Source organism: Limnothrix sp. HT2024 (assembly GCF_059138625.1).
In genome coordinates this window covers 1765239-1787900 of sequence record NZ_CM181121.1, presented here as the reverse complement: position 1 = coordinate 1787900, position 22662 = coordinate 1765239, and the positions used below count along the sequence as shown (strand labels likewise).

Sequence of the window (22662 nt, the reverse complement as noted above, 5' to 3'; positions counted from 1 at the left end):
CAACGATCGACCCAAATTCAAAATTCATCAGATTCGTCAGAGCTAATTCATCAGAACCAAGGCAGATTTACAAGATCTGCATGATCCAATCACTCGGATCGATCGATTCAAGTCTATCAATCCAGATCTATCGATCCAAATCCATCCATTTAACAGACTCAACAGGATCAACCCTGTCCTCCGCTTCACAGCGTTGCAGGACAATGCACTGAGGGAATGCTGAGGGAAGAACCACCACAAGGCGTGACTCCTTTCAACGCCCCAACTAGTTTTACGTCTGCCGGGATCGCTCCGATCAATTGAGACTTGATTGCCCCTAACCATTGAGCCTCCATTAATCGCCAGGTTGTCTTCGTTGGGAACGAAGCATAGCCTTCGCATCACTTTGCATTTTGTGCCCGATCGCGCCGCTAAGTCTTGCGTGCCAGTGGCGCATTCAAATTCTTGAATTCCAGTTGCATTGCGCAACCCCGATTGAGGTCATCAACCAATGGTTGACCTCCAAAGTCTGGTGCTGAAAACCGCCGTAGCCGTGATGCAGGGTGGCTGCCTTTCTTTGACCTATCAGCGTTGGACAGAATTCCTATGGCTCTTCAGATGTCCCTGGCCGGGATCGACCAAAACAGCGCGATCGCTCCGGAAGTTTCCACCCTCCGTTGGCGAACCGCTGCCAGCACCAAAGCCATTCCCCTCAGCGGCAACAACAACATTGATGCTTTGCTGACGGTGCGTATTAATAATCCAACAATCACCCAATCGTGGAATGTGCCCCATGGTGGGGTGATTACCTACAGTTTTCCCAATGCCAACACGGTCAATAATTTGACATCGGTTGCCCAAGGAGCCATCACCAACCCGGCAGAAATTCCCGAGCCGGTGAAACAGGCCGTGCGGCAAGTGTTGCAAAACTACTCCCAAGTGATTCCGGTTCAGTTTCAAGAAGTGCCGGACGAAGTGGGCGGAACACTGCGCGTTACCTTGGGCAAGAGTCCGCAATTGCCCGATGCCTTGGCCTGTGCCTATGTCCCAGGAAGCGCCTATGGGGGACAGGTGTTTTTGTCAGCCAATGGCATGTTTGACCCCAACTTTTTTACGAAGGGGCCCGGCAGCGCTGGCTATGGCACTTTAATTCATGAATTGGGCCATGCCATGGGACTGAAACATCCTCGGGAGTATGGCAGCGAAGCGGGGGATTTGCCCGGTAAAGTGCCTTCCAATGTGGCGGTTTTGGCTCCGGAATTGGATCATCGCCACAACACGGTGATGTCCTACAACGGGCGGGACTTTGGCAGTTTTCAAAACGCCCGCACCCTGATGAATTACGATATCCAATCGCTGCAATATCTCTACGGGGCTAATACCAGTTGGCGATCGGGCAATGATTTGTACAACTGGAATGCCACTTCGTTTTTAGGGGTGGAAGCCATTTGGGATGGGGGCGGAACCGACACCTTGGAAATGGGATCGTTGCCAGCCTCCGATCGCTACTATTTCGATTTGAAACCCGGCGGTTTGTTAACCACCCAAACGGGGCGTAAGGGTCGCTTTTTTGATATTTATCCCAGTTACCAACCCCTCTATCCCATGTTCGATCGGGGCAAGTCGATCGCCTTTGGGGTCACTCTGGAAAACCTCAATGGCACTGATGGAGCCGACGAGGTGCTTGGCAACGATGCCGACAACGTGATTTTGGGGCGCGGGGGCAACGACAGCCTCAGCGGCGGTCTGGGCCAAGACACCCTCTGGGGCGGGCTGGATGATGATTGGTTGAGTGGCGAGGCGGGCAACGACCAACTGCAAGGCAATGCGGGCCTCGATACCATGATTGGCGGTTTGGGCAACGACCAGCTCAACGGCGGCCGCGATGCCGACTGGCTCCATGGGGACGCGGGCGATGATGTGCTGTTTGGTGAATTTGGGGATGACCTGTTGCTTGGGGGCGACGGAGCCGATCGATTCGTGTTGGGTACGGGCATGGGCCAAGACACGATTCAGGATTTTCAGTCAGGCATTGATGGCATTTATCTGGTCAATGGGTTGACCCCCGGCGCGATCGCCCTGCGGCCCCAGGGAACGAACATGTTGGTGCAAGTGGCCGGCAGCAATGAGACTTTGGCGATCGTCACCGGCCCACTCTCGATCGCTGACTTTCACCTAGCCTGAGCGCCTTGGGAGGATATCTGAGCAGTTACTTGGGGCAATGACAAAGCGCCGGTCGTCGTCGGAGCAAGGGGCTGAAGCCCCTTGTCTGTGTCGGTTGAGGAGACCCCCAGGTAACGGTTTTGGCTTTGGGTTGGGCTTTGGTTTTAGCTTGCTCAGACATCCACTGAGGCGGCTTCCGATCCCGGCCCGGGGCCCATGCCACAGTTCCTCTGGCTGCCCGTGGTAAAATAGGAGGCTGAAATCTCGATTTCACGGCAATTTCGCCCAACCGAAGCCGTTCTAAATGAGGCTTGCCGTCGGTCTGTCCTTTGGGGCTTTTGCGCCACCACGATGCGAACGATTTGCTAGCCCTTGATGTGTACTAGCCCTGATGTGTATCTGATCCCGAACGAAAGCCGGGTCATTGGCCCCTGAAGTTTTTCGTTTGGGGTCGTGCCGTTTTTAGGCACTTGTTTTTAGGCCATAAATTTTCAGGCACTTTCTGCACCAGAGACCTATGAGTACTGCCGAAGACCGGATTGTCGCGACCGACCTACGCCAGGAAATGTCGCGATCGTACCTGGAATACGCCATGAGCGTGATCGTGGGGCGGGCGCTGCCGGATGCCCGCGACGGTCTGAAGCCGGTACACCGCCGGATTCTCTACGCCATGCATGAGTTGGGGTTGGCAGCCGATCGCCCCTTCCGGAAATGCGCCCGGGTGGTGGGGGAAGTGCTGGGGAAATATCACCCCCACGGCGACACGGCGGTCTATGACGCGCTGGTGCGGATGGCCCAAGATTTTTCGATGCGTCACCCGTTGATCAATGGTCACGGGAACTTCGGTTCGATCGACAACGATCCACCCGCTGCCATGCGGTACACGGAATGTCGGCTGCAAGCCCTGACCAGTGAATCGCTGCTGCAAGATATTGAGTCGGAAACCGTTGATTTTATCGACAACTTCGACGGCTCCCAGCAAGAACCGACGGTGATGCCCGCGCGGCTGCCGCAACTGTTGCTGAACGGCTCCTCGGGGATTGCGGTGGGCATGGCCACCAACATTCCCCCCCACAACTTGGGGGAATTGGTCGATGGGCTGTGCGCCCTGATTCATAACCCTGAAATCACCAACCAAGAGTTGATGCGCTGGATTCCGGGGCCGGATTTCCCCACGGGGGCGCAGATTTTTGGTACGTCGGGGATTCGGGAAGCCTATTTAACCGGCCGTGGCTCAATCACGATGCGCGGTGTGGCCAGTGTGGAGACGATCGAGCGGCGCGGCGCACCCGATCGCGAGGCGATCATCATCACGGAACTGCCTTACCAAACCAACAAGGCGGCCCTGATTGAGCGGATCGCCGAGCTGGTGAACGACAAGAAACTAGAAGGCATCTCGGACATTCGCGACGAGAGCGATCGCGACGGGATGCGAATCGTGATTGAGCTGAAGCGCGATGCCCGGGCGCAGGTGGTGCTGAACAACCTCTACAAGCACACGCCGATTCAAGCGAACTTTGGGGCCAACATGTTGGCGCTGGTGAACGGTGAGCCGCGCACCCTAACCCTGAAGGACTTTTTGCAGGTCTTTTTGGATTTCCGGGTGGAGGCGATCGAACGGCGCACCCGCTACGAACTGCGGAAAGCTGAGGAGCGCGATCACATCCTGCAAGGCTACCTGATCGCCCTCAGCAACATGGATACGATCATCGCCCTAATTCGTCATGCGGCGGACACCCCCACCGCCAAACAGGGGCTAATGAGCGATTACAGCCTCTCGGAAGCCCAAGCCGACGCAATTTTGCAGATGCAACTGCGCCGCCTGACGGCCTTGGAAGCGGACAAGATTGAGCAAGAACACCAGGAATTGCAAGCCAAAATTACCGATTTGCAAGACATCCTGGCCCGGCGCGATCGGGTGCTGACAATCATTGAAGAGGAAGTGAGCAACCTGAAGGCCCGGTTCGCTACGCCGCGCCGCACCACAATTTCCCGCGACAGTGCCCAACTGGAAGAAATTGACCTGATTGCCAATGATCGCGCCACGATCGTGATTACGGAGCAGGGCTATATCAAACGAATGCCCGTCAGCACCTTCGAGACCCAAAACCGCGCCACCCGGGGCAAAACCGGCGCGAAGATGAAGGATGACGACGAGGTACAGCATTTCCTCACCTGCTGCGATCGCGATCGGGTCTTGTTCTTCAGCGATCGGGGCGTGGTCTATGCCCTCAGTGCTTACCAAATTCCCGCCAGCTCCCGCGCTGCCCGGGGCACGGCGATCGTTCAACTACTACCGATTCCCCACGACGAAAAAATCACCTCGGTGATCGCCGTCTCGGAATTCTCGGAAGATCTCTACCTGGTGATGTTGACCCAGCAGGGCTACATCAAAAAAACCGTGCTCTCGGCCTTTGGCAACATCCGCGCCAACGGTCTGATTGCCATTTCCCTGGAAGAGGGCGACCAACTGCGCTGGGTGCGCCTGACCCGCGACGAAGACAGCATTTTGATCGGCTCCCGATCGGGCATGGCGATTCACTTCCGAGCCGATCGCGATCAACTGCGACCCCTAGGGCGGACGGCGCGGGGCGTGCGGGCCATGAGCCTTCGCAGCGGTGATGAGTTGGTGGCGCTGGATATTTTGCCCGCCGCGATCGCCTCGCGGGTGGGTCAGGCCGGGGATGATGCGGCCGACGATAATGAGCCGATCGAGGAAACCAGCGACGACAGCACCGAAACCAGCAGCCCCGGCCCTTGGGTGTTGGTGATCACCGCTCGTGGCTACGGCAAGCGCGTCCCCGTGGAGCAATTCAAGCTCTATAACCGCGCCACCAAAGGCAAAATCGCCACCAAGTTCAAATCCGCCAAGGGCATTGATGATTCTCTCGCTGGCCTGTTGGTGGTGAATGACTCCGACGAAATCACGATCGCCACGAAGCGGGCCACGATCGTGCGGCAGTCGGTGAATGCGATCCCGATTCAATCGCGGGGGGCAACGGGCGTGATGGTGCAGCGGATTGTGGATGACTCGATCGCCGCCGTGGCCCTCGTGCCGCCGGAAGACACCAGCGGCGACAGCCTCGATAGCAACACCGACTCTGAGGATCAAGCGGCTCAACCGGACGAAAATTCCTAGGCAATTGCTGCTGGGCGAATGCGCCTAGGGCAACCTAGGCCAAATTTGATCCCCAATTGATCCCATAGATCCCATCAACAAATCCCATTAACAAGTTCCATCAACAAAATGGGGGTATGGCCGAAAACCACACCCCCATTTCACTTTGAAGAACAGTTGCTCAACGGCTTAGGGCCCGTCGTCATTTCCTAGGATCAGGTGAAAACGATTGATTTTCCATGTCCCAGTCGTTGTAACAAGGGGCTTAAGCCCCTTGTCCCCCACGATCCAGCAACGGTGGAATCAGGGTTTCAGGCGATTTGACGACAGGCCCTAAGCCCCTTGTCCCCCACGATCCAGCAACGGTGGAATCAGGGTTTCAGGCGATTTGACGACAGGCCCTAGGGCCCGTCGCCATTTCCATCGCCGTAGAGGTTGGGTCTCCCAACCCTAGCCTGGGCGATCACTACAACCCTGTCCATCCCTGGAAACACCCAAGGATCACGGGGATGGGCGAGGAGACCCCGCCCCTGCGATTGATTGGTTTGAAGAACGAGGTCATCAGGGTTTCAGGCAATTTGACGACATGGCTTAGGGCCCGTCGCTCTTTCCTGGGATCAGGCAAAAACAATACCTAGTCGAGATAGCCCATCAGATTGGAATCTTCGCCCAAATCGTTAGAAGCCATCGGCCGGTTGCTGGGCAGCCAATCACTGGTCGTAATGTCCAGCGTATTCGCCGTCACAGGGCGATGGCCCGACAGGGTAATGGTTTCCACCACTTCCAAGTTGCTGGCCGACACCGGGCGCGCACCGTAGGCGGCCACCGTGCCCACCACCTTCAGCTCGCTCGTTTCCACGGGGCGATGCTTCGGTAGATTGCTTTGAACCAAGGACAGGTGACTGACTTCAACGGGGCGATTGTTGGGCAGGTCGCTTTCGATGAACTTAACAGTATCTTCGCCGACGGGACGGTGGCCATAGGTGGGGGCGAGGGGGCGCTTGCGGACAACCGCAGGCAGGGCCCGTTGCTCGCGATCGTCGCGATCGTCGAGGCGCACTTCATCGCGATCGTCGCGGGCGCGGTTGTTGGTGTCGGTGACGTTGCGGTTGCTCATGAAAACGTACCTCAGATGCCGATACTAGTGCCGTTGGAAGGGGCTGATAGGAGCCGAAGCCCAGTTTGATAACCAGTTTTATAAATTGAACTGTCAAACCCAGGTCATCCTATCAAATGCGCGTGGATCGCGGTGGTTTCGATCGACAGGGGCGATCGAGCAAGGGAGACAGGGCTGGCGAACGGACGGCGCGAACTGGCCCAATGCAAAAATGCCGCGCTGCCAATTCGAGCGCGTTCGGGCGGGTAGATTGCGTTGTCTCTACAGTTATATTTTAGCGGAGCTATAAAAAGATTATTAAAAAAATCATTGCTCTTATAAGCAGTTTTAAAGCAAAGCACCGCCCTTGTCCTCCAAAACCATGGCCATTCATGGGATTTGGGAGCCACTGTGCGATTCAGCGTCCGAAGGTGCAGGGCGATCGCCCCTGGATTGGTGCTGGCGGCTTCGAGGTTGAGCAGCCTCTGCCTTGCACCGAAACGATTTGATCGCAATCATGAAAGATGCTGGCATCAAGACTTGGGAACGATTGAACACCGTTCGTGCGGCGCGATTGGCCCGAATGCTCCCGAATCTCCCCATTGGCTCCCGAAACCAGATCCCGATCTGCTGTTAGCGAAGAACAAACCATGACCACCTTTGAACTGCAAGCACCGTTTGAACCCACGGGTGACCAACCGAAGGCGATCGCCCGTTTGGTGGAAACCGTGCGATCGGGTCAGCGATACCAAACCCTGCTGGGGGCCACCGGTACCGGCAAAACCTTCACCATCGCCAGCACCATTGCCCAGCTCGATCGCCCGGCCCTGGTTTTGGCCCACAACAAAACCCTCGCGGCCCAGTTGTGCAACGAATTGCGGGAATTTTTCCCAAATAATGCCGTTGAATATTTCATTTCCTACTACGACTATTACCAACCGGAAGCCTATATTCCCGTCACCGATACTTACATTCAAAAAACCGCTTCCATTAACGAAGAAATTGACATGTTGCGGCACTCAGCCACCCGATCGCTCTTTGAACGACGGGATGTGATTGTGGTTGCCTCCATTAGCTGCATTTACGGGTTGGGAATTCCCACGGAATATTTAAATGCGGCCATTCCCTTTCGGGTGGGCCATGAATTAAATTTGCGGCAAACGTTGCGAGATTTGGCCTCGGTGCAATATGAACGAAATGATGTGGAAATTGGCCGAGGAAAATTCCGTGTCAAGGGCGATGTGCTAGAAATTGGCCCCGCCTATGAAGATCGAATTATTCGGATTGAGTTCTTTGGCGATGAAGTGGAAGCCATTCGCTATGTTGATCCCTTGACCGGGGAAATTTTGCAAAGCCTAGAAGCGGTGAATCTTTATCCCGCTCGCCACTTTGTGACCCCCGAGGATCGTCTGGAAGAAGCGATTCAAGCCATTACCCAGGAATTGGCTGCGCAAAAAGTTGCCTTAGAGGCGGAAGGAAAACTCCTAGAAGCCCAACGGATTGACCAACGCACGCGATACGATTTGGAAATGCTGGCACAGGTGGGCTACTGCAACGGCGTAGAAAACTATTCACGTCACTTAGCCGGGCGGCAAGCGGGCGAACCGCCTGAATGCTTAATTGATTATTTTCCCGAAGATTGGTTGTTGATTATTGATGAGTCCCATGTGACCGTTCCCCAACTAAGGGGAATGTATAACGGTGATCAGGCTCGTAAGAAAGTGCTGATTGATCATGGGTTTCGCTTGCCCAGTGCGGCCGACAATCGCCCCCTCAAGGCCGAAGAATTTTGGAACAAGGTGAATCAATGCATCTTTGTTTCTGCCACGCCGGGAGATTGGGAATTGGAAATTTCCCAAGGACAAATTGTGGAGCAAGTCATTCGCCCCACGGGCGTGATTGATCCGGAGATTTTTGTGCGGCCGACGGAAGGGCAGGTGGATGATTTGTTGGCGGAAATTGTCCAGCGGGTCGATCGCCAAGAACGCACCCTGATCACCACCCTAACCAAGCGGATGGCGGAGGATTTGGCGGAATATTTCCAAGAGCGCAGGGTGCGGGTGCAATATCTCCATTCGGAAATTCAGTCGATCGAACGCATCGAAATTTTGCAAGCTTTGCGAGCGGGTAAGTTTGATGTGTTAATTGGGGTGAATTTGTTGCGGGAAGGGTTGGATCTACCGGAAGTTTCCCTGGTCGCTATTTTGGATGCGGACAAGGAAGGGTTTTTGCGGGCCGAGCGATCGCTGATTCAAACCATTGGCCGGGCGGCGCGTCATGTGCGAGGCCAAGCGATTCTTTATGCCGATCGGCTGACGGACAGCATGGACAAGGCGATTTCCGAAACGGAGCGGCGACGCAACATTCAAATCGCCTACAACCAAAAACACGGCATTACGCCCCAACCGATCGTCAAGAAATCCGGTAATTCAATTCTGGAATTCCTGGATTTGTCCCGGCGACTCAGTGCCAAGGATTTGGAGCAAGCCTACGAACATTCGGCGGATTTGTCCTTGGATGATGTGCCGATGTTGATTGAAAAGTTGGAGGCCCAAATGAAGGAGGCGGCCAAGAATTTGGAGTTTGAAGAGGCCGCCAAATATCGCGATCGAATCAAGCATTTGCGCGATCGACTGTTGGGACAACGGCATTAAGCGGGTTGCTTAATGGTCTGATCCATACCAAATTGATTCCAGGCGATCGATCGCCCGTTGCAATTCCGCGAGGTTATCCGCCAACACAGTCACATGGCCAAGCTTGCGGCCCGGGGTGGCGCTGGTTTTGCCATACCAATGCACGCGGCTGCGGGGAACCGTTGCCAAGCGATCGCGCCGCTCCCGATAGTCACTGGTGGCCACCTCAAAACCCAACAAATTCACCATCGCCGCACAGGCACAGTGCAACTCCACGGGCCCAAGGGGTAACCCCGCCACGGCCCGCAAATGCTGCTCGAATTGGGAGGTGTGACAGGCATCGATCGAGAAGTGGCCGGAATTGTGCGTGCGGGGAGCCACTTCATTCACCGATACCTGACCCTCGGCGGTCACAAACAGCTCAATTCCAAAAATCCCGATCGCCCCAATTTGCGATAACAGGCGATGGGCAATTTCCTGGCAGTGGGTGGCCACAGTTGGCGGAATGGGGGCCGGCGCAATCACCCGCCGACAAACCTGGTTCACCTGCTGGGTTTCCACGATCGGGTAAATGGCCACCTCTCCCGTGACCGATCGGGCTGCAACCGCCGCCAATTCTCGCTCAAAGGGCACAAAGGCTTCCAAAATTAACGGCTGCCATCGCCACTGATCCCCAACCGCCAGCAGTTCTGCCCGATCAGCCACCACCCGAGTGCCTTGGCCGTCATAGCCATGGCGACGGGTTTTCAGCACGGCCGGAAAGGTCAGGGGCTGGCCGTTTTCCCAGCGATCGATCTGCATCGCCTGCGCCCGATCGGTAATGGCCGCAAAGGCCGGAACCGGCAAGCCAATTTGCTGTAAAAAACAGCGCTGATCATACTTATCCAGCAAGGGTTCTAAACTGTTGAGGCTGGGGCGAAAACAGGCTCCCGATCGGGCTAATTCCCCCAACGCCGCCAAATCCACAAACTCGTTTTCAAAGGTGACCAAATCCACCCGATCGAGCAATTGGCGCGTCACGGCCGCATCTCCCACCGCCCCTTGCACCACCGCCGCCGATCCCACCCGTGCCACCGCCGGATCATCCAATTTCGGAGTTTGCACCACCAGCGACAAGCCCAACTTTGGGGCCGCTTCCGCCATCATCCAAGCCAATTGGCCACCGCCAATCACACCAATTGTCCGCACCGGCCGCTGGATTGGTTCCGCCGCTGCTGCAACCTCTACGAGGGTCATTTTTCTACTCCCAAGGGAACATATCGATCAGGCGCTTCAGCAATCCTTCAAGGACAACCGAGCGATTCTTTGGTGTCGATGCCCGTGCGAGGATTCGTCCCCCGGGCGATCGCGCAGAGCTGTTTTACCTGTGCCCCATCCAACAGGGCCAGCTCAAAATCGGCCCCCTCAATATTCACATCCTGAAAACTGGATCCCAACAAAATGGCTTCAACCAAAATGGCATCGCTCAAATCGGTACCAATGAACTTCACGGAATCCATGAAGGCATTGGTTAAATCGACTCCGTGCAAGTTCGTGTCTTTGAGGAAGGATCCACTAAAGGATGCACCGGGCATTTCCGCATTTTCAAAGGTCACATCCGTTAGGTTGGCGTTGGAAAATTCCGCCGATTGCAACCGTTGATTGGAAAAATCTTGCCCAGACAATTCCGCATTGCTGTAGGACACGGGCGGCGCATATTCCTTAAATTGGGCCCAGGCCGCGGACGGGGCGATCGCTAAGCCTATCACCCAAGTCCCAATCAACAACACCACCGCCCACAGGCCCAGACCCCGCCCGCCCAATTGCCTCCGACCATCCGGTTTGGTCGCCGCTGGTGAGCCGACAGCGGCACCGATCTTGGCCCGCAGCCCAGCGGGAACCAACCGAGCGATCGACGGGACGATCGGCAATTTGTTCAGAACAATCATGGCTTCCAGGCCCTGCCCATGGCGGGATTCTCCCTATTAGATTAGCGGTCTTTGCGACCAATCCCAACGCTCACCAACGCCAACCAAGCCACTAGGATGGAAGCACAAACGGCCGGCCCCGATCGCCCCGCCAGTGCTGCCATGGCCTCGCTCAGGGTCGCCCCGGAGACCGCAGAGGAGTTAAAACTCACATCATGCAACGCTTCATCATCACTTGGATCATTTCGGCCCTGGCCCTGGCCCTGACGGCACAACTCGTCCCCGGCATTCATTTGGCAGGCTGGACCACCGCCGCGATCGCCGCTCTGATTTTTGGGCTAATTAACGCCACCGTGCGCCCCATTCTGTTCTTGTTCACCTTGCCGCTGAACATTCTGTCCTTGGGCCTCTTTTCCTTGGTGATTAATGCCTTTTGCCTAATGCTGGTGGCCTATTTCAGCCCCACTGGTTTTGCGATCGAGGGCTTCATTCCCGCCCTGATTGGTTCAATCGTCCTCGCGATCGCCTCCAGTGGCTTGCACAGCCTCTTTGGCATTTTGGGGCTGGAACCTGAATCCTGAAGCGGGACTCAATTAGGTTGGGTCTTTCAGATTGCGCTTTCCAGACATACCCTGAAGGCCCAACAGCCAAAGAGACGGTTATCTTAGAACTTCAGCGGATCGATTTTCGTCGATTCCTGATCAATCCCAACATTAATCCCGATGGATCAAGCCGTTGGGTGACTCATCGGGATTAATTGCTATTTTGAAGATCCGCCGGGCGATCGCCCTTTCTTAGTTAACAGGCGCATCGCTTCAACCCAGGATTTTAGGCATTTTTTCGGGAGATTTTCGGCGTTTGCTCGATATTTTCTTGGAGCTGGCTCAGGGTTTTCTCGGTTTTTTCGGCGTTTCACTCGGTTTTCGAGATTTTGTTTGAACTCAGAGGATCACTTGGCCTGCTGAGTTTTCTCCATATTTTGTTGCAATTTCCCGATTCTGCCTTCCTCAACCCACCGTTGTAATGAGCCAATGTCGTTTTGTTCTGGGCTGTCGGCGGAAATTTGGATTGTTGATGAGCATCCGGAACCCCTCCGGGAGCTGTGCCAAACCCTGACCCACCGAGGCTATCAGGTGAGGTTCCAGACCGGACAATTAGCCCTGTCCAGCGTTTTACACAACGGTTCGCAACATCCCCAGTTCCAACCCTTGGATCTGTTAGTGATTGGGCCCGGCCTTTGGCCCGACCTAACCACGGGAATTTGGGGCCCCTCGCTCCAGCGCTTGGGTAGCCTGGGCTGTCCTTGGGTGGCGATCGGGCAAATGAGCCAACCCGAGCAGCGAATTGCGCTCTTTCGGCTAGGTGGTGCGGACTATTTGGAATGTCCACTCCACTTGCACGAGGCGATCATTCGGCTAGAGCGACAACTCATCCTTCAGCGACAACGCACAGAACTGCAAACACAAATCCAACAGCTCCAGCGGGATATGCGGGACTACCATCGCGTTGAGATGGAGATGCAGCTTTTGTTGGCCTTGACCCAGGCAATTACGGAAGCCACGGAGATTGAAGGGGCATTCCATGCGGTGCTGGACTGTGTTTATCACACGATCGGGTGGGACTATGGCGAAATTTGGATGCCCGACCCCAACCGCAACCACCTGGCGATGACGCGATCGCACTATGCCATCTCAGACCTGGCCCTCAGCGAATTTGATGACGCGAGCCAATCCTTCGTCTTTGAGCGCGATCGCGGCGTGGTGGGTCGTGTATGGCAAACGGGCCGCCCCCTCTGGATTGAGGATGCCACCAAAATTCAAGATGCCTTTTTTGTGCGACAAGAACTGGTGCTGCGGGCGGGGTTGCGCACCAACTTGAGCGTGCCGATCATTGCCAATGGACAAATTTTGGCGGTGCTCTGTTTGTTTCACCGCGTGGCCATGCCCTGTGATGGTCGCCTGATTAAGCTCATGGGAGCCGTCGCGGCCCAAATGGGGGTTTTGCTTCAGCGCAAAAAAGCGGAACTGGAATTACGACGGGCCAACCTGCAACTGGAAGTGCTGGCCAAGCTGGATGGGCTGACGCAAATCCCCAACCGCCGCTGCTTTGATCACTACCTGTTGCGCGAGTGGCAACGCCTAGCCCAAAATCGCTGCCTGATTGGGGTGGGGCTGTGCGATGTGGATCACTTCAAGCAATACAACGATGCCTATGGCCACCAAGCGGGAGATGAATGTTTGGTGCAGGTGGCCCGAGCCTTGAGCCACGCGGTCTCAGAATCAGCCAACTTGGTGGCCCGTTATGGGGGCGAGGAGTTTGCGATCGTTTTTTCGGACACTAACTTAGAGCAGGTCAAGGCGATCGCCCAAACGATCCAACAGGCGATCGCCCGGTTAGCCCTGGATCATCCCCAATCCTCCGTCAGCGAGCACATCACCCTGAGCATGGGTTTTGCGATCGCCTCGCCCCATTTGCCCGACAGTTCCCCTGATGAGCTATTGCGCTGGGCTGATCAGGCTCTTTATCAAGCAAAATATGCCGGCCGCAATCAGTTTCGGGTTGCGGCCCTGTCCCGGGCCGTCTGCGAAAGTTGCGAGGAAGTGGGCAACGAAATCGATCAAGACACCGGTCAAGCAACCGATCCAGACAGATGCAAAGAAGTTTGTCCAGGCGTTTGCGAACTCAAAATCAGCGCCAGTTAATGGCCCATCCCTGGCGAGTTTCTTGCCAACCAACAATCCAGCAAAAACTTGCAAAGACACTTGCAAAGACACTTGCAAATTAACTATTCAGAAATTAACTAATCGCGCAGAACGCGGGCCAACATTAGCCCGTGGAGTTGGGCCCGATCGCGCAACTGAGCCACCTGGGCCGGGGCGATCGGGTTGGGTTGTTCATAGGCCGCCAGCCAAGCAGCGGCGATCGCTTCGGGATTCGTCGGCAAGGATGCAAGCGATGGTTGTGGTGTTGCGCCAACTTGCGTGTTCACTTCAATGCCATCGATCGATTCGTCGCAGAGAGTCCACCCGGGCGCACCCACCGACTCCAGCAACACCCGCACCTTAGGGTCATAGCTGAGACCCCAACAGCGAGACCCCTCGGCCGCCGCCATGATTAAGGCATGGAGCCGCATCCCGATCGTGAGGGTCATTTGCTGAAACAAACCTTTCAGTTCTCGGGGATCGCTGTAGCTAACAATGCACGATCGCTCGGGCCCGAGATGTTGGGACAGGCGCTGGGCAATTGCGCCATCGGAGACCGGCTGGAAGGGCACAAACACAATCAGAGCACCGGTTTGGCTCTGGAAGCGATCGAGCGCCAGGGCTAATTTTTCCAGGCGATCGGGCGTGAGGCTGGGGTGCGATCGCAGGGCCACCGCCACCTTGGGGCCCGGCGCAACCTCCGGCACCGGCACGCCAGCCAAGGCCCAAACCGGATCCGGGGCTAATTCAAATCCCTTGACTTGCCAGGTTTTGAGCAACTGGGCCGACTCTCGATCGCGCACCGTCACCCCATCGCAAGCCCGAAAGGTCGATCGCGCAATGCCCTTCACCCACCCACGCCGCAACGGGCCAATTCCCTGGGCCCAAGCCACCCGCCGCAGTCCCCAATGGCGCGCCGCCCCCATCAACCCCGCGTAATAGAGCGGGCTAGCCCAACTGGTGGCATCTTGCATCAGGCTGCCACCGCCCCAAACCAGCGCCTGACTCGATCGCAACGCACCCCAGAGGGCCGATCGATCCATCCGATCCACCGCCATCACCCCATAGCGATCGCGGGTTTCCACAGGGTTCCCCGACAGCACCAGCGGCTCCACCCCGATCGGCAGCAATTGCAACAGCGTCGCCAACAACGCCTCATCGCCCCCATTCCCTTGACCGTAGTAGCCACACAAAACAACTCGCTGCACAGACCCCATCCCTTCGATCGCGTCGAGCTTAAAATACCGAGATTCCAGCCCCCAACGTCAAGACAAAACCACAGTTTTTCTATCTCCAGTCTCCACATCCGGCAAAAGCTATTTAAATTTAATGAAATCTAGTCAATTTTTTCCATTCGTCAATTTGCAAGAGTGATGTAATAAAAATTCCGAATCATTCCAAGAATAATTATCTTTACAAGTTTAAAATTATCCTAGGAGTTTCTTTGCAATTTAGGGCAATAATCCTGGCCATTGACTGGCTTTTATAATTCATCACAATAGCTCGAATGGTTCCATATTAGTAATTTGTCTCAATAAACCTCTTTGAAGCTTATTCATTATCACAAAATGAATCATTCCAGAATTATCCTAACCTTAGCTTTTTCAGAAGAAGTTACATTTTTTACACCGCTTCTTCAAATCTTTAATTATTTAGCGTGCTCCTGCCAAACTCCTTGTTTTTCAAGGGTTTGCGAGTTTTTATCGTAGCTTCATCAAGAACAGCCGCAATTCATTTAATCTTCAACGTCAAACCAAGAGATTACCTCTTTAATAAAACTAGATTGATGAAAAAGTTACCCAGCCAGTAACCAGGGTGCAACCTCAATAAATCAACGCCGCTTCATCAACCGCTTCTTAGGAGTGAGACCCCATGAAACCTCAACAACTTTTAGCCAGTATCGCAACCGCCACCCTCTGCACCCTAGGCGTTGGTTTGCAAGCAGCCCATGCAGGCACGGTTTACAACGGCTGGAATTACGGCATTGATTCCTTCAAAGACGGCGTGAGCGGCTCTTTGGGTGGAATGTTTGAAATGTATGGCTTCGGAATTAAGCAAGACGGCGAAACCATCTACGTCGGTATCGATGCACGGTTACCCATTACCGGTCAGCTCGATAACGGCGCACTCAACAAGTCCATCACCTGGGGCGACATGTTCTTTAACTTCAGTGGCAACCCGCTGCTGAATGCCCAAGGAAATCTGTTCGGCGTTCGCTTCGCCAGCACCAACGATTCAACGGTGAAGCCCTTGGGTCTTTACAGCCAAGTCAGCGGCAAGAACGTTGCCAGCCAAAACCGTGGGTTTGCATCCTATGCGGATCAGTCAAAATACGTGACCGGTGCTAAGGGCATCGCTGGCATGGGCGAACTGACCGACGCGGAAGCCAAGGTTTATTTCAAAGACGCATCGCTGAACGTGATCAGCAAAGGACAACAGGTGGTGGAATCGGTGTTTGAATCCCTCGACAGCGCCACCCTGTCGGCCTTGGGCTTTAACCTGAATGGCGCGTTGAATGGTGCCAAGCCCCCGGAAAGCAATGCCAACGGTGCAAAACGGCAAACCTTTGGCTTTAAGTTCACCCGGGGCGAAGGGATGGTGGGTGACTTTGTGGCCCACGTCTTCGCAGAATGTTTGAACGATGGGATGGCTGTGCGGGGCAACTTTGCACCGAAGCCGGAACCCACGCCGGAACCCGTTTCCCTGTTGGGTCTGGCGGCTGTGGGCGCTGTGGTGGCCACTCGTCGCTACCGTGCGGCCAAGGTTGGTTAATTGAACCGGCTGATTTAACTGGCTGATCTTGGCAACCTTGGCTGAGTTTTCGCCTGAGCCATACCCGACGAAATTCAGCAATCCATCAACTCGGGGCGATCGAGCGGCAGTTTCCCAAAAGCCAGCTCATCGCCCCGGTTGTTTTGAGCTGAGAGTTTGGCATTCTTGAAAAATCATTAAAATTTTGATCCCGCAGGGAATTGAGGAACTGTCCGATAGCTAAACGGAACTTTTCATCGCAGCTTCATTAAGTAAAAGTTGAATTCACAGAATCTTTAAAATTTTTTCTGGAAGTTATGACTTTAATGAACGTAACAAGCACATCCGATGTTGACCATCCAACCAGCAAAAAGCAGGCTCAAAATTCAGTTGAGCAGGATGATTAACCGTATTTCACTCCACTACAACGTCTTTTGGGAGCGTTAAAGACCATGAAAATTCAGCAAATCTTTGCCGGTGTTGCCACTGCCACCCTCTGCACTTTCGGAATGGGACTACAAGCAGCCAACGCAGGCACGGTCTATAACGGCTGGAATTATGGGATCGACTCCTTCAAAGATGGCGTGAGCAACGGCAACGTCGGCGGCCTGTTTGAAATGTATGGTCTGGGGATCAAGCAAGATGGCGAGACCATCTATGTGGGAATTGATGCCCGCCTGCCGCTGACGGGGATGGCAACCGGCGGAGTCACCAACGGTTCGATCGCCTGGGGCGACTTGTTCTTTAACTTCACCGGTAACCCGCTGCTGAACGCTCAAGGCAGCCTGTTTGGGGTGCGCTTCGCTAGCAATAATGACGCAGCGGTGACACCTTTGGGTCTGTACAGTGCCGTTTCGGGCAAAAACGTTGGTACGAGTAACCAAGGGTTCGGTTCCTACGCCGAGCAGTCGAAGCATGTGAGCGATCGCGGTGGTTTGCCCAGTGCGGGTGAGCTGACCGATGCGGAAGCCAAGACCTACTTCAAAGACGCTTCTTTGGGTGTGATTACCCAAGGACAACAGGTGGTAGGGTCAGTGTTTGAAGCACTTGATGGCGCGGCCTTGTCGGCTTTGGGCTTTAACCTGAATGGTGCGCTGGGTGGTGCAACGCCGGTCCAAAGCGATGCGGGTGGCGCAACTCGCCAGACATTTGGCTTTAAGTTCACCCGGGGCGAAGGGATGGTGGGTGACTTTGTGGCCCACGTTTTCGCAGAATGCCTGAACGATGGGATGGCTGTGCGGGGCAACTTGGCTCCGAAGAAGGAAGCATCCACGCCGGAACCGATTTCCCTGTTGGGTTTGGCGGCTGTGGGCGCTGCGGTGGCCAGCCGTCGGCAACGGGCCACGGTGAAAGTCGGCTAAAGAACGGTTCAACGGTTGATCACGGATCCATCGCTAAATTCTGCCCGTTGACTGGGCCGAGTCCTGTTTGGAAGTTTTAGCTGAGTTGATTCGGTGAGCTGAACCAACTCAAAACGGAGGGTTTCCCTGGAGGAATCCTCCGTTTTTGTTTGGGCCAGCATGGTCTCGATCGGGACAGGTTCTGGGGCGATCGGGGCAGAGCGTCGCAGGAACTGGGGAATGGCGAGCCGAAAAATTGCCGAAAAGTATCGGTAAAGTCTTTCAGAATAGAGCGATTCCACAAAAATCGACAGGTATCAACTGGATGAATTCGGCGGCTTCAGTGATCGCAACGGTGAATTCTGGCTTGGCGGAATTAGCGGCCCGGCCGTTAGCTCCCTGGCACTGGCGATCGCTCCCGCTGGCCGATCGCTCGGGGGCGGCGGTATTTGCGGCCCTGTTTGCGGAGGAGCTAGCCCGGGGGGAAATTGCAGTTTTGTTGGAAAGTCCCCCTGCGCCGGAGCGGTGGTGTGCGGCGGCCCAGGAGTTGGCTCGCTATTCGATTTGTGCGGGTCGTCCCCGATCGGGACGGGTTTGGACTCCGACAGTGGGGGACATTTTGCCCATGTTGGGCGATCGACTGGCGGAAGGCGGGGCAGCGGAGCGGCTGAATGCTTCTCCGGATGAACCGGGGCCAGCGTTGCCGTTTCGGGGAGGCTGGCTGGGTTGGCTGGGCTATGACCTGGCTTGGGAGGTGGAGCAGTTGCCCCAATTGCGATCGGATGAGTTGCCGTTTCCCGTGGCCTTTTGGTATGAGCCAGATTGCTTTGCGGTGTTGGATCACGGGGGCGATCGGCTGTGGCTGGCGGCGACGGTGGCGGCGGATCTCGATCGGCTCGCGGCCCGGTTAGACAAAGCGGCCACAACGCCCCCGATGGCGGAACCAACCGGGGCGATCGCGCCAACCAACAGCCTCAATCCTCAGTTCACCAGCGACCAGACCGCCTATACTGCCGCCGTTCGCCAGGCCCAAGAGCACATCCGCGCGGGGGATATTTTCCAGGCTAATTTGTCCCTGCGGTTTTCGGTTCCTTGCCCCGCCAGCGGTTGGACGCTTTATCAGGCCCTGCGCCAAATTAATCCCTCTCCCTTCGCCAGCTATTGGCAAACCCCTTGGGGTGAGGTGGTGAGCTGTTCACCGGAGCGGTTGGTGCAATTGCGCGATCGCCAGGCCAGCACTCGCCCGATCGCGGGAACCCGCCCCCGGGGGATCGATCGCCCCGCTGATTTGGCCAACGAGGTGGAATTGCTGAATCACCCCAAGGAACGGGCTGAACATGCCATGTTGGTGGATTTGGAGCGCAATGACCTGGGGCGGGTTTGCGATTGGGGCACTGTACAGGTAGATGAGTTCTTGACCGTGGAGCGCTACAGCCACGTGATGCACTTGGTGAGCAACGTGGTGGGGCAACTTGCACCCGATCGCACGGCGATCGACCTGATTCGGGCGACCTTCCCCGGCGGCACAATCACCGGTTGTCCGAAGGTGCGCTGCATGGAAATCATTGAAGCCCTGGAGCCGGTGCGCCGCAGTCTGTTCTATGGCTCCTGTGGTTACCTAGACGCGAGCGGGAATTTGGATTTGAATATTCTGATTCGGACGCTGTTGATTCCCCGCACGGAACGATCAGGGGATTCGCCATTGGGCGATCGACTGGTTTGGGGCCAGGTGGGCGCGGGGATTGTGGCCGACTCCGACCCCGATCGGGAGTGGTGGGAATCGCTCTCGAAAGCCCATGCCCAATTGGCGGCCCTGCGACGGGTGTTGGGGGTAGATGGAGCCAGCCAAGCCTAGCTGTTCCCGCTCCCTGATCCGAATCAACCCAATTCATGCAGGCTAATTGGGTTTAGTTCGGTCAATCCAGCTCAACGAATCCAGTTCAGCGAATTGAGCACGCCTAAAAAGGCGGGGCTTGAGGCCCAAATTCTTCCGTAATTCTTCCGTGATAGACTGAGGCAAGCGCTGCCTAGCTATTCCCCAATCCCCCGGCTTTGAGCCTTGGCTTCCCGCTTCGGGCTTGGGGCAACAGTGCGGCAACCGCAAACGCTTGGGCCCCAGGCCCCACCACAGCAGCATCTCAACCTCCCTTGCGTTCGGTTGCGGCTGCTGTGCGGGTGTCTAGACCCATCGCCTCCAGCCTTTGCCCACCAGCCTTTCCCGGCCAGCGGCAAGGAAAGGTCAATTGGCGCGTTGCAAGTCGGTACAGTGAACCGGCTTTTTTTATGGCCCAATGGGGATCAGCTCCCTCCATGGGTTGTGATCAGCATGGCTCTGCACTTTGATGCTTGGTGCTCTGTCTGACCACGCCCCATGCCCTCACTCAAGGGCAATTTCCCCAACGGTGATCTTGCCGGATTCATCTCAGAGCGTCGTTACTTAGGCACGATACTTAGGCACGATTCTGGGGACAGATCCGCAAGCGCGATCGGCCCCATTTCCCTTCGGGCCAGATCACTGATCATGCGGTTGGGGCCGATTGCCCGCTCTATCGTTTGGTTTCATGGCTCATCCCGCAATTCCCCGCATTTTGGAACTGGCCACCCCGATCGCCACCGATTTGGGACTGGAGATCGTGGGGGCAACCTTCCACACCAACGAAAGCCCCCCTGTTTTGCGCCTCGAACTTCGCAACCCGATCGCCGATACCAGTCTGGACGACTGCGAACGGTTGAGCCGGGCCTTGGAGCCGGTGCTCGATGAGGCGGATGCCATCCCCGGAGCCTACGTGCTGGAAGTGTCTAGCCCTGGCCTGTCGGAATTTTTGGAGACCGATCGGGAGTTCACCTCCTTCAAGGGGTTTGAAGTCACCGTCACCACCCGCGAGCCACACAAGGGCAAATCCCTTTGGCAGGGCAGCTTGCTCGATCGCGACGCGGAAACCCTGCGCATCAATCAAAAAGGCCGAGTGATCAGCATTCCGCGCGATTTGGTGGAACGGGTGCGCCTGGCCGACGGGGCCGAGTAGCTCAGCGGCCGGCCACCCTGCGCGATCGCCCCCTTGCCCATCCCCACACCCGCGATCGCGCCGAATGCTTCACCACTCCCCATTCACCTTTACGAATTTTTAGGAACCCCACACCCATGTCCATGGTTCGCCTAACCGGCCTGCAAGAAATGATCGACGGCATCAGCCGCGAACGCAACTTGCCGAAAACCGCCGTTGAAGCCGCCCTGCGTGAGGCCCTGCTCAAGGGCTATGAGCGTTATCGCCGCACCCAAAGCTTGGATGTGCGCAATATTTTTGACGAAACCTACTTCGATAACTTCGATGTGGAACTGGACACGGAAGAAGAGGGCTTCCGGGTTTTGGCCACCAAGAGCATTGTGGAAGAAGTGGCCGACCCAGACCACGAAATCGCCCTCAGCGATGTGCAAGAAGTGGCTGCCGAAGCGCAACTGGGCGACACGGTGATTTTGGATGTCACTCCCGATCGGGATGACTTTGGGCGCATGGCCGCCATCCAAACCAAGCAAGTGTTGGCCCAAAAGCTACGCGACCAACAGCGCAAGCTGATCCAAGAGGAATTCCAAGAGCTAGAAAGCACGGTGCTCCAAGGGCGAATCCTGCGGTTCGAGCGCCAATCGGTGATTGTGGCCGTCACCAGCGGCTATGGCCAACCGGAAGTGGAAGCGGAGCTGCCCAAACGAGAACAGTTGCCCAACGACACCTACCGCGCCAACGGAACCATCAAGGTCTACCTCAAGAAAGTTTGCGAAGGATCCCAGCGGGGGCCGCAACTCTTGGTTTCCCGGGCCGATGCGGGGTTGGTGGTTTATCTGTTCGCCAACGAAGTGCCGGAAATTGAAGATGACATTGTGCGAATTGTGGCCGTGGCTCGGGAAGCCAACCCGCCCTCGCGCCATGTGGGCCCGCGCACCAAGATTGCTGTGGACACGGTGGAGCGAGATGTGGATCCCGTGGGGGCTTGCATTGGGGCCCGGGGGTCGCGAATTCAGGTGGTTGTGAACGAACTGCGGGGCGAAAAAATCGATGTAATTCGGTGGTCACCGGATCCGGCCACCTACATTGCCAATGCCCTCAGCCCGGCCCGGGTGGTGGAAGTGCGTCTGATGAATCCGGAGGAACGCCAAGCCCATGTGCTGGTGGGTGATGATCAGCTCAGTTTGGCGATCGGGAAAGAAGGTCAAAACGTGCGCCTGGCCGCTCGACTCACGGGCTGGAAAATCGATATTCGCGATGTGGCTAAGTACGATCGCGACGAAGAAGATGCCAAGATGGCCAGCTATCTGGCGGAACGGGAGGCAGCCCTCGCCCTGGCAGCGGCCGAAGCAGCCGACGATTTTGCAGACGAGGAACCGGAAACCGACGACTTTGCAGACGAGGACGCTGAGTTCAGCCATGGAGAGATTGACCCATCGGCAGCCGCAAACGATGCAACAGACGATGAGTTTGATGGCGATGATCTTGAGGACGATCAAGAGCAGGCTCCCCTAGACTCGGCGGCGGACGCTGACGAGGATGATCAAGAGGAAGAGGATCAAGACAGCGATGATTCAGACCCTGATGATCTAGCCGAGAACGACTCCGCAGACGAAGACTTCGACGGTGACGATCCGGATCGCGAGGCGCTGGATCAGGAGGCCAATTGATCCCTTGCCGCCCAATTATCGCCGTTGTTTGATTTGTCGTCGGGTGGCCCATCGATCGGAGTTTTGGCGCATCGTGCGGGTGGCCGACTCCGGCTCGGTGCAACTCGACCAAGGCATGGGGCGATCGGCCTATCTTTGCCCCTGTGCGGACTGCCTACGAGCAGCCCAGCGCAAGGATCGAATCGGGCGATCGCTCAAGGCTCCTGTCCCCAACCACCTTTATGACCTGCTTTGGCAACGGTTAACCCCCCTGGTTCCCGATCCGGACTCTCCGGGAAATCCAACCCCACCAGAGTGAACC

17 protein-coding genes are annotated in these 22662 nt (G+C 56.1%); 11 read left to right on the top strand and 6 right to left on the bottom strand.

The genetic code is table 11. From position 1 onward, the window contains the following. Window positions 1–585: 585 nt before the first annotated feature. Window positions 586–2163, top strand: coding sequence for a M10 family metallopeptidase (locus AC2IAX_RS07185; protein ID WP_494389953.1), 1578 nt, complete (start codon window positions 586–588; stop codon window positions 2161–2163). A gap of 496 nt (window positions 2164–2659) precedes the next feature. Next, complete coding sequence (gyrA, locus tag AC2IAX_RS07180; RefSeq protein WP_494389952.1) at window positions 2660–5281, top strand: DNA topoisomerase (ATP-hydrolyzing) subunit A; 2622 nt, start codon at window positions 2660–2662, stop codon at window positions 5279–5281. Between the two features lie 613 nt (window positions 5282–5894). On the opposite strand, the gene AC2IAX_RS07175 is transcribed toward gyrA, so the two are convergent. After that, entirely contained in the window at window positions 5895–6377 is a 483-nt protein-coding gene (locus AC2IAX_RS07175; RefSeq protein ID WP_190355651.1) for a hypothetical protein, read from the bottom strand. Window positions 6378–7006: 629 nt separating this feature from the next. Between AC2IAX_RS07175 and uvrB the strand changes: the two genes are divergently transcribed. Next, on the top strand, window positions 7007–9010 hold the full coding sequence (uvrB, locus tag AC2IAX_RS07170; protein WP_494389951.1) for an excinuclease ABC subunit UvrB: 2004 nt from the start codon (window positions 7007–7009) through the stop codon (window positions 9008–9010). 9 nt (window positions 9011–9019) lie between these two features. Here the strand turns inward: uvrB and AC2IAX_RS07165 are convergent, their stop codons facing one another. The 3 genes from AC2IAX_RS07165 to AC2IAX_RS07155 are packed head-to-tail and all read right to left on the bottom strand — an operon-like array spanning window position 9020 to window position 11108. Beyond that, window positions 9020–10225, bottom strand: a complete 1206-nt coding sequence (locus AC2IAX_RS07165; RefSeq protein WP_494389950.1) for a 5-(carboxyamino)imidazole ribonucleotide synthase — start codon at window positions 10223–10225, stop codon at window positions 9020–9022. 47 nt (window positions 10226–10272) lie between these two features. Continuing rightward, a complete protein-coding gene (locus tag AC2IAX_RS07160; protein WP_494389949.1) occupies window positions 10273–10917 on the bottom strand; it encodes a pentapeptide repeat-containing protein in 645 nt (214 codons plus the stop codon). Between the two features lie 41 nt (window positions 10918–10958). Beyond that, window positions 10959–11108 carry a hypothetical protein gene (locus AC2IAX_RS07155; RefSeq protein ID WP_494389948.1) on the bottom strand — a complete coding sequence of 50 codons (150 nt, stop codon included), beginning with the start codon at window positions 11106–11108 and terminating at the stop codon, window positions 10959–10961. 3 nt (window positions 11109–11111) lie between these two features. Between AC2IAX_RS07155 and AC2IAX_RS07150 the strand changes: the two genes are divergently transcribed. Next, window positions 11112–11477 carry a phage holin family protein gene (locus AC2IAX_RS07150; RefSeq protein ID WP_099532886.1) on the top strand — a complete coding sequence of 122 codons (366 nt, stop codon included), beginning with the start codon at window positions 11112–11114 and terminating at the stop codon, window positions 11475–11477. A 450-nt stretch (window positions 11478–11927) separates the two neighbouring features. Next, a complete protein-coding gene (locus AC2IAX_RS07145; RefSeq protein WP_494389947.1) occupies window positions 11928–13598 on the top strand; it encodes a diguanylate cyclase domain-containing protein in 1671 nt (556 codons plus the stop codon). 98 nt (window positions 13599–13696) lie between these two features. Here AC2IAX_RS07145 and csaB read toward each other — a convergent pair whose 3' ends face one another. Beyond that, entirely contained in the window at window positions 13697–14806 is a 1110-nt protein-coding gene (gene csaB / locus AC2IAX_RS07140) for a polysaccharide pyruvyl transferase CsaB (protein ID WP_494389946.1), read from the bottom strand. 664 nt (window positions 14807–15470) lie between these two features. Between csaB and AC2IAX_RS07135 the strand changes: the two genes are divergently transcribed. The 4 genes from AC2IAX_RS07135 to rimP all read left to right on the top strand — a co-directional run bounded on the left by AC2IAX_RS07135 (window position 15471) and on the right by rimP (window position 20715). Beyond that, the gene (locus AC2IAX_RS07135) at window positions 15471–16370 is read left to right on the top strand and encodes an XDD3 family exosortase-dependent surface protein (RefSeq protein WP_494389945.1); all 900 of its coding nucleotides are present in this window, start codon (window positions 15471–15473) and stop codon (window positions 16368–16370) included. Window positions 16371–16801: 431 nt separating this feature from the next. Beyond that, complete coding sequence (locus AC2IAX_RS07130) at window positions 16802–17710, top strand: XDD3 family exosortase-dependent surface protein (protein WP_494389944.1); 909 nt, start codon at window positions 16802–16804, stop codon at window positions 17708–17710. A 304-nt stretch (window positions 17711–18014) separates the two neighbouring features. Then, window positions 18015–19544, top strand: coding sequence for an anthranilate synthase component I (locus AC2IAX_RS07125; RefSeq protein WP_494389943.1), 1530 nt, complete (start codon window positions 18015–18017; stop codon window positions 19542–19544). A gap of 706 nt (window positions 19545–20250) precedes the next feature. Continuing rightward, the gene (gene rimP, locus AC2IAX_RS07120; protein ID WP_099532892.1) at window positions 20251–20715 is read left to right on the top strand and encodes a ribosome maturation factor RimP; all 465 of its coding nucleotides are present in this window, start codon (window positions 20251–20253) and stop codon (window positions 20713–20715) included. Between the two features lies 1 nt (window position 20716). Here the strand turns inward: rimP and AC2IAX_RS07115 are convergent, their stop codons facing one another. Next, a complete protein-coding gene (locus AC2IAX_RS07115; protein WP_494389942.1) occupies window positions 20717–20839 on the bottom strand; it encodes a hypothetical protein in 123 nt (40 codons plus the stop codon). Between AC2IAX_RS07115 and nusA the strand changes: the two genes are divergently transcribed. Further along, window positions 20832–22361 carry a transcription termination factor NusA gene (nusA, locus tag AC2IAX_RS07110; RefSeq protein WP_494389941.1) on the top strand — a complete coding sequence of 510 codons (1530 nt, stop codon included), beginning with the start codon at window positions 20832–20834 and terminating at the stop codon, window positions 22359–22361. The genes AC2IAX_RS07115 and nusA overlap by 8 nt on opposite strands. A gap of 4 nt (window positions 22362–22365) precedes the next feature. Beyond that, window positions 22366–22659, top strand: a complete 294-nt coding sequence (locus AC2IAX_RS07105) for a YlxR family protein (RefSeq protein ID WP_494389940.1) — start codon at window positions 22366–22368, stop codon at window positions 22657–22659. Window positions 22660–22662 lie beyond the last annotated feature (3 nt).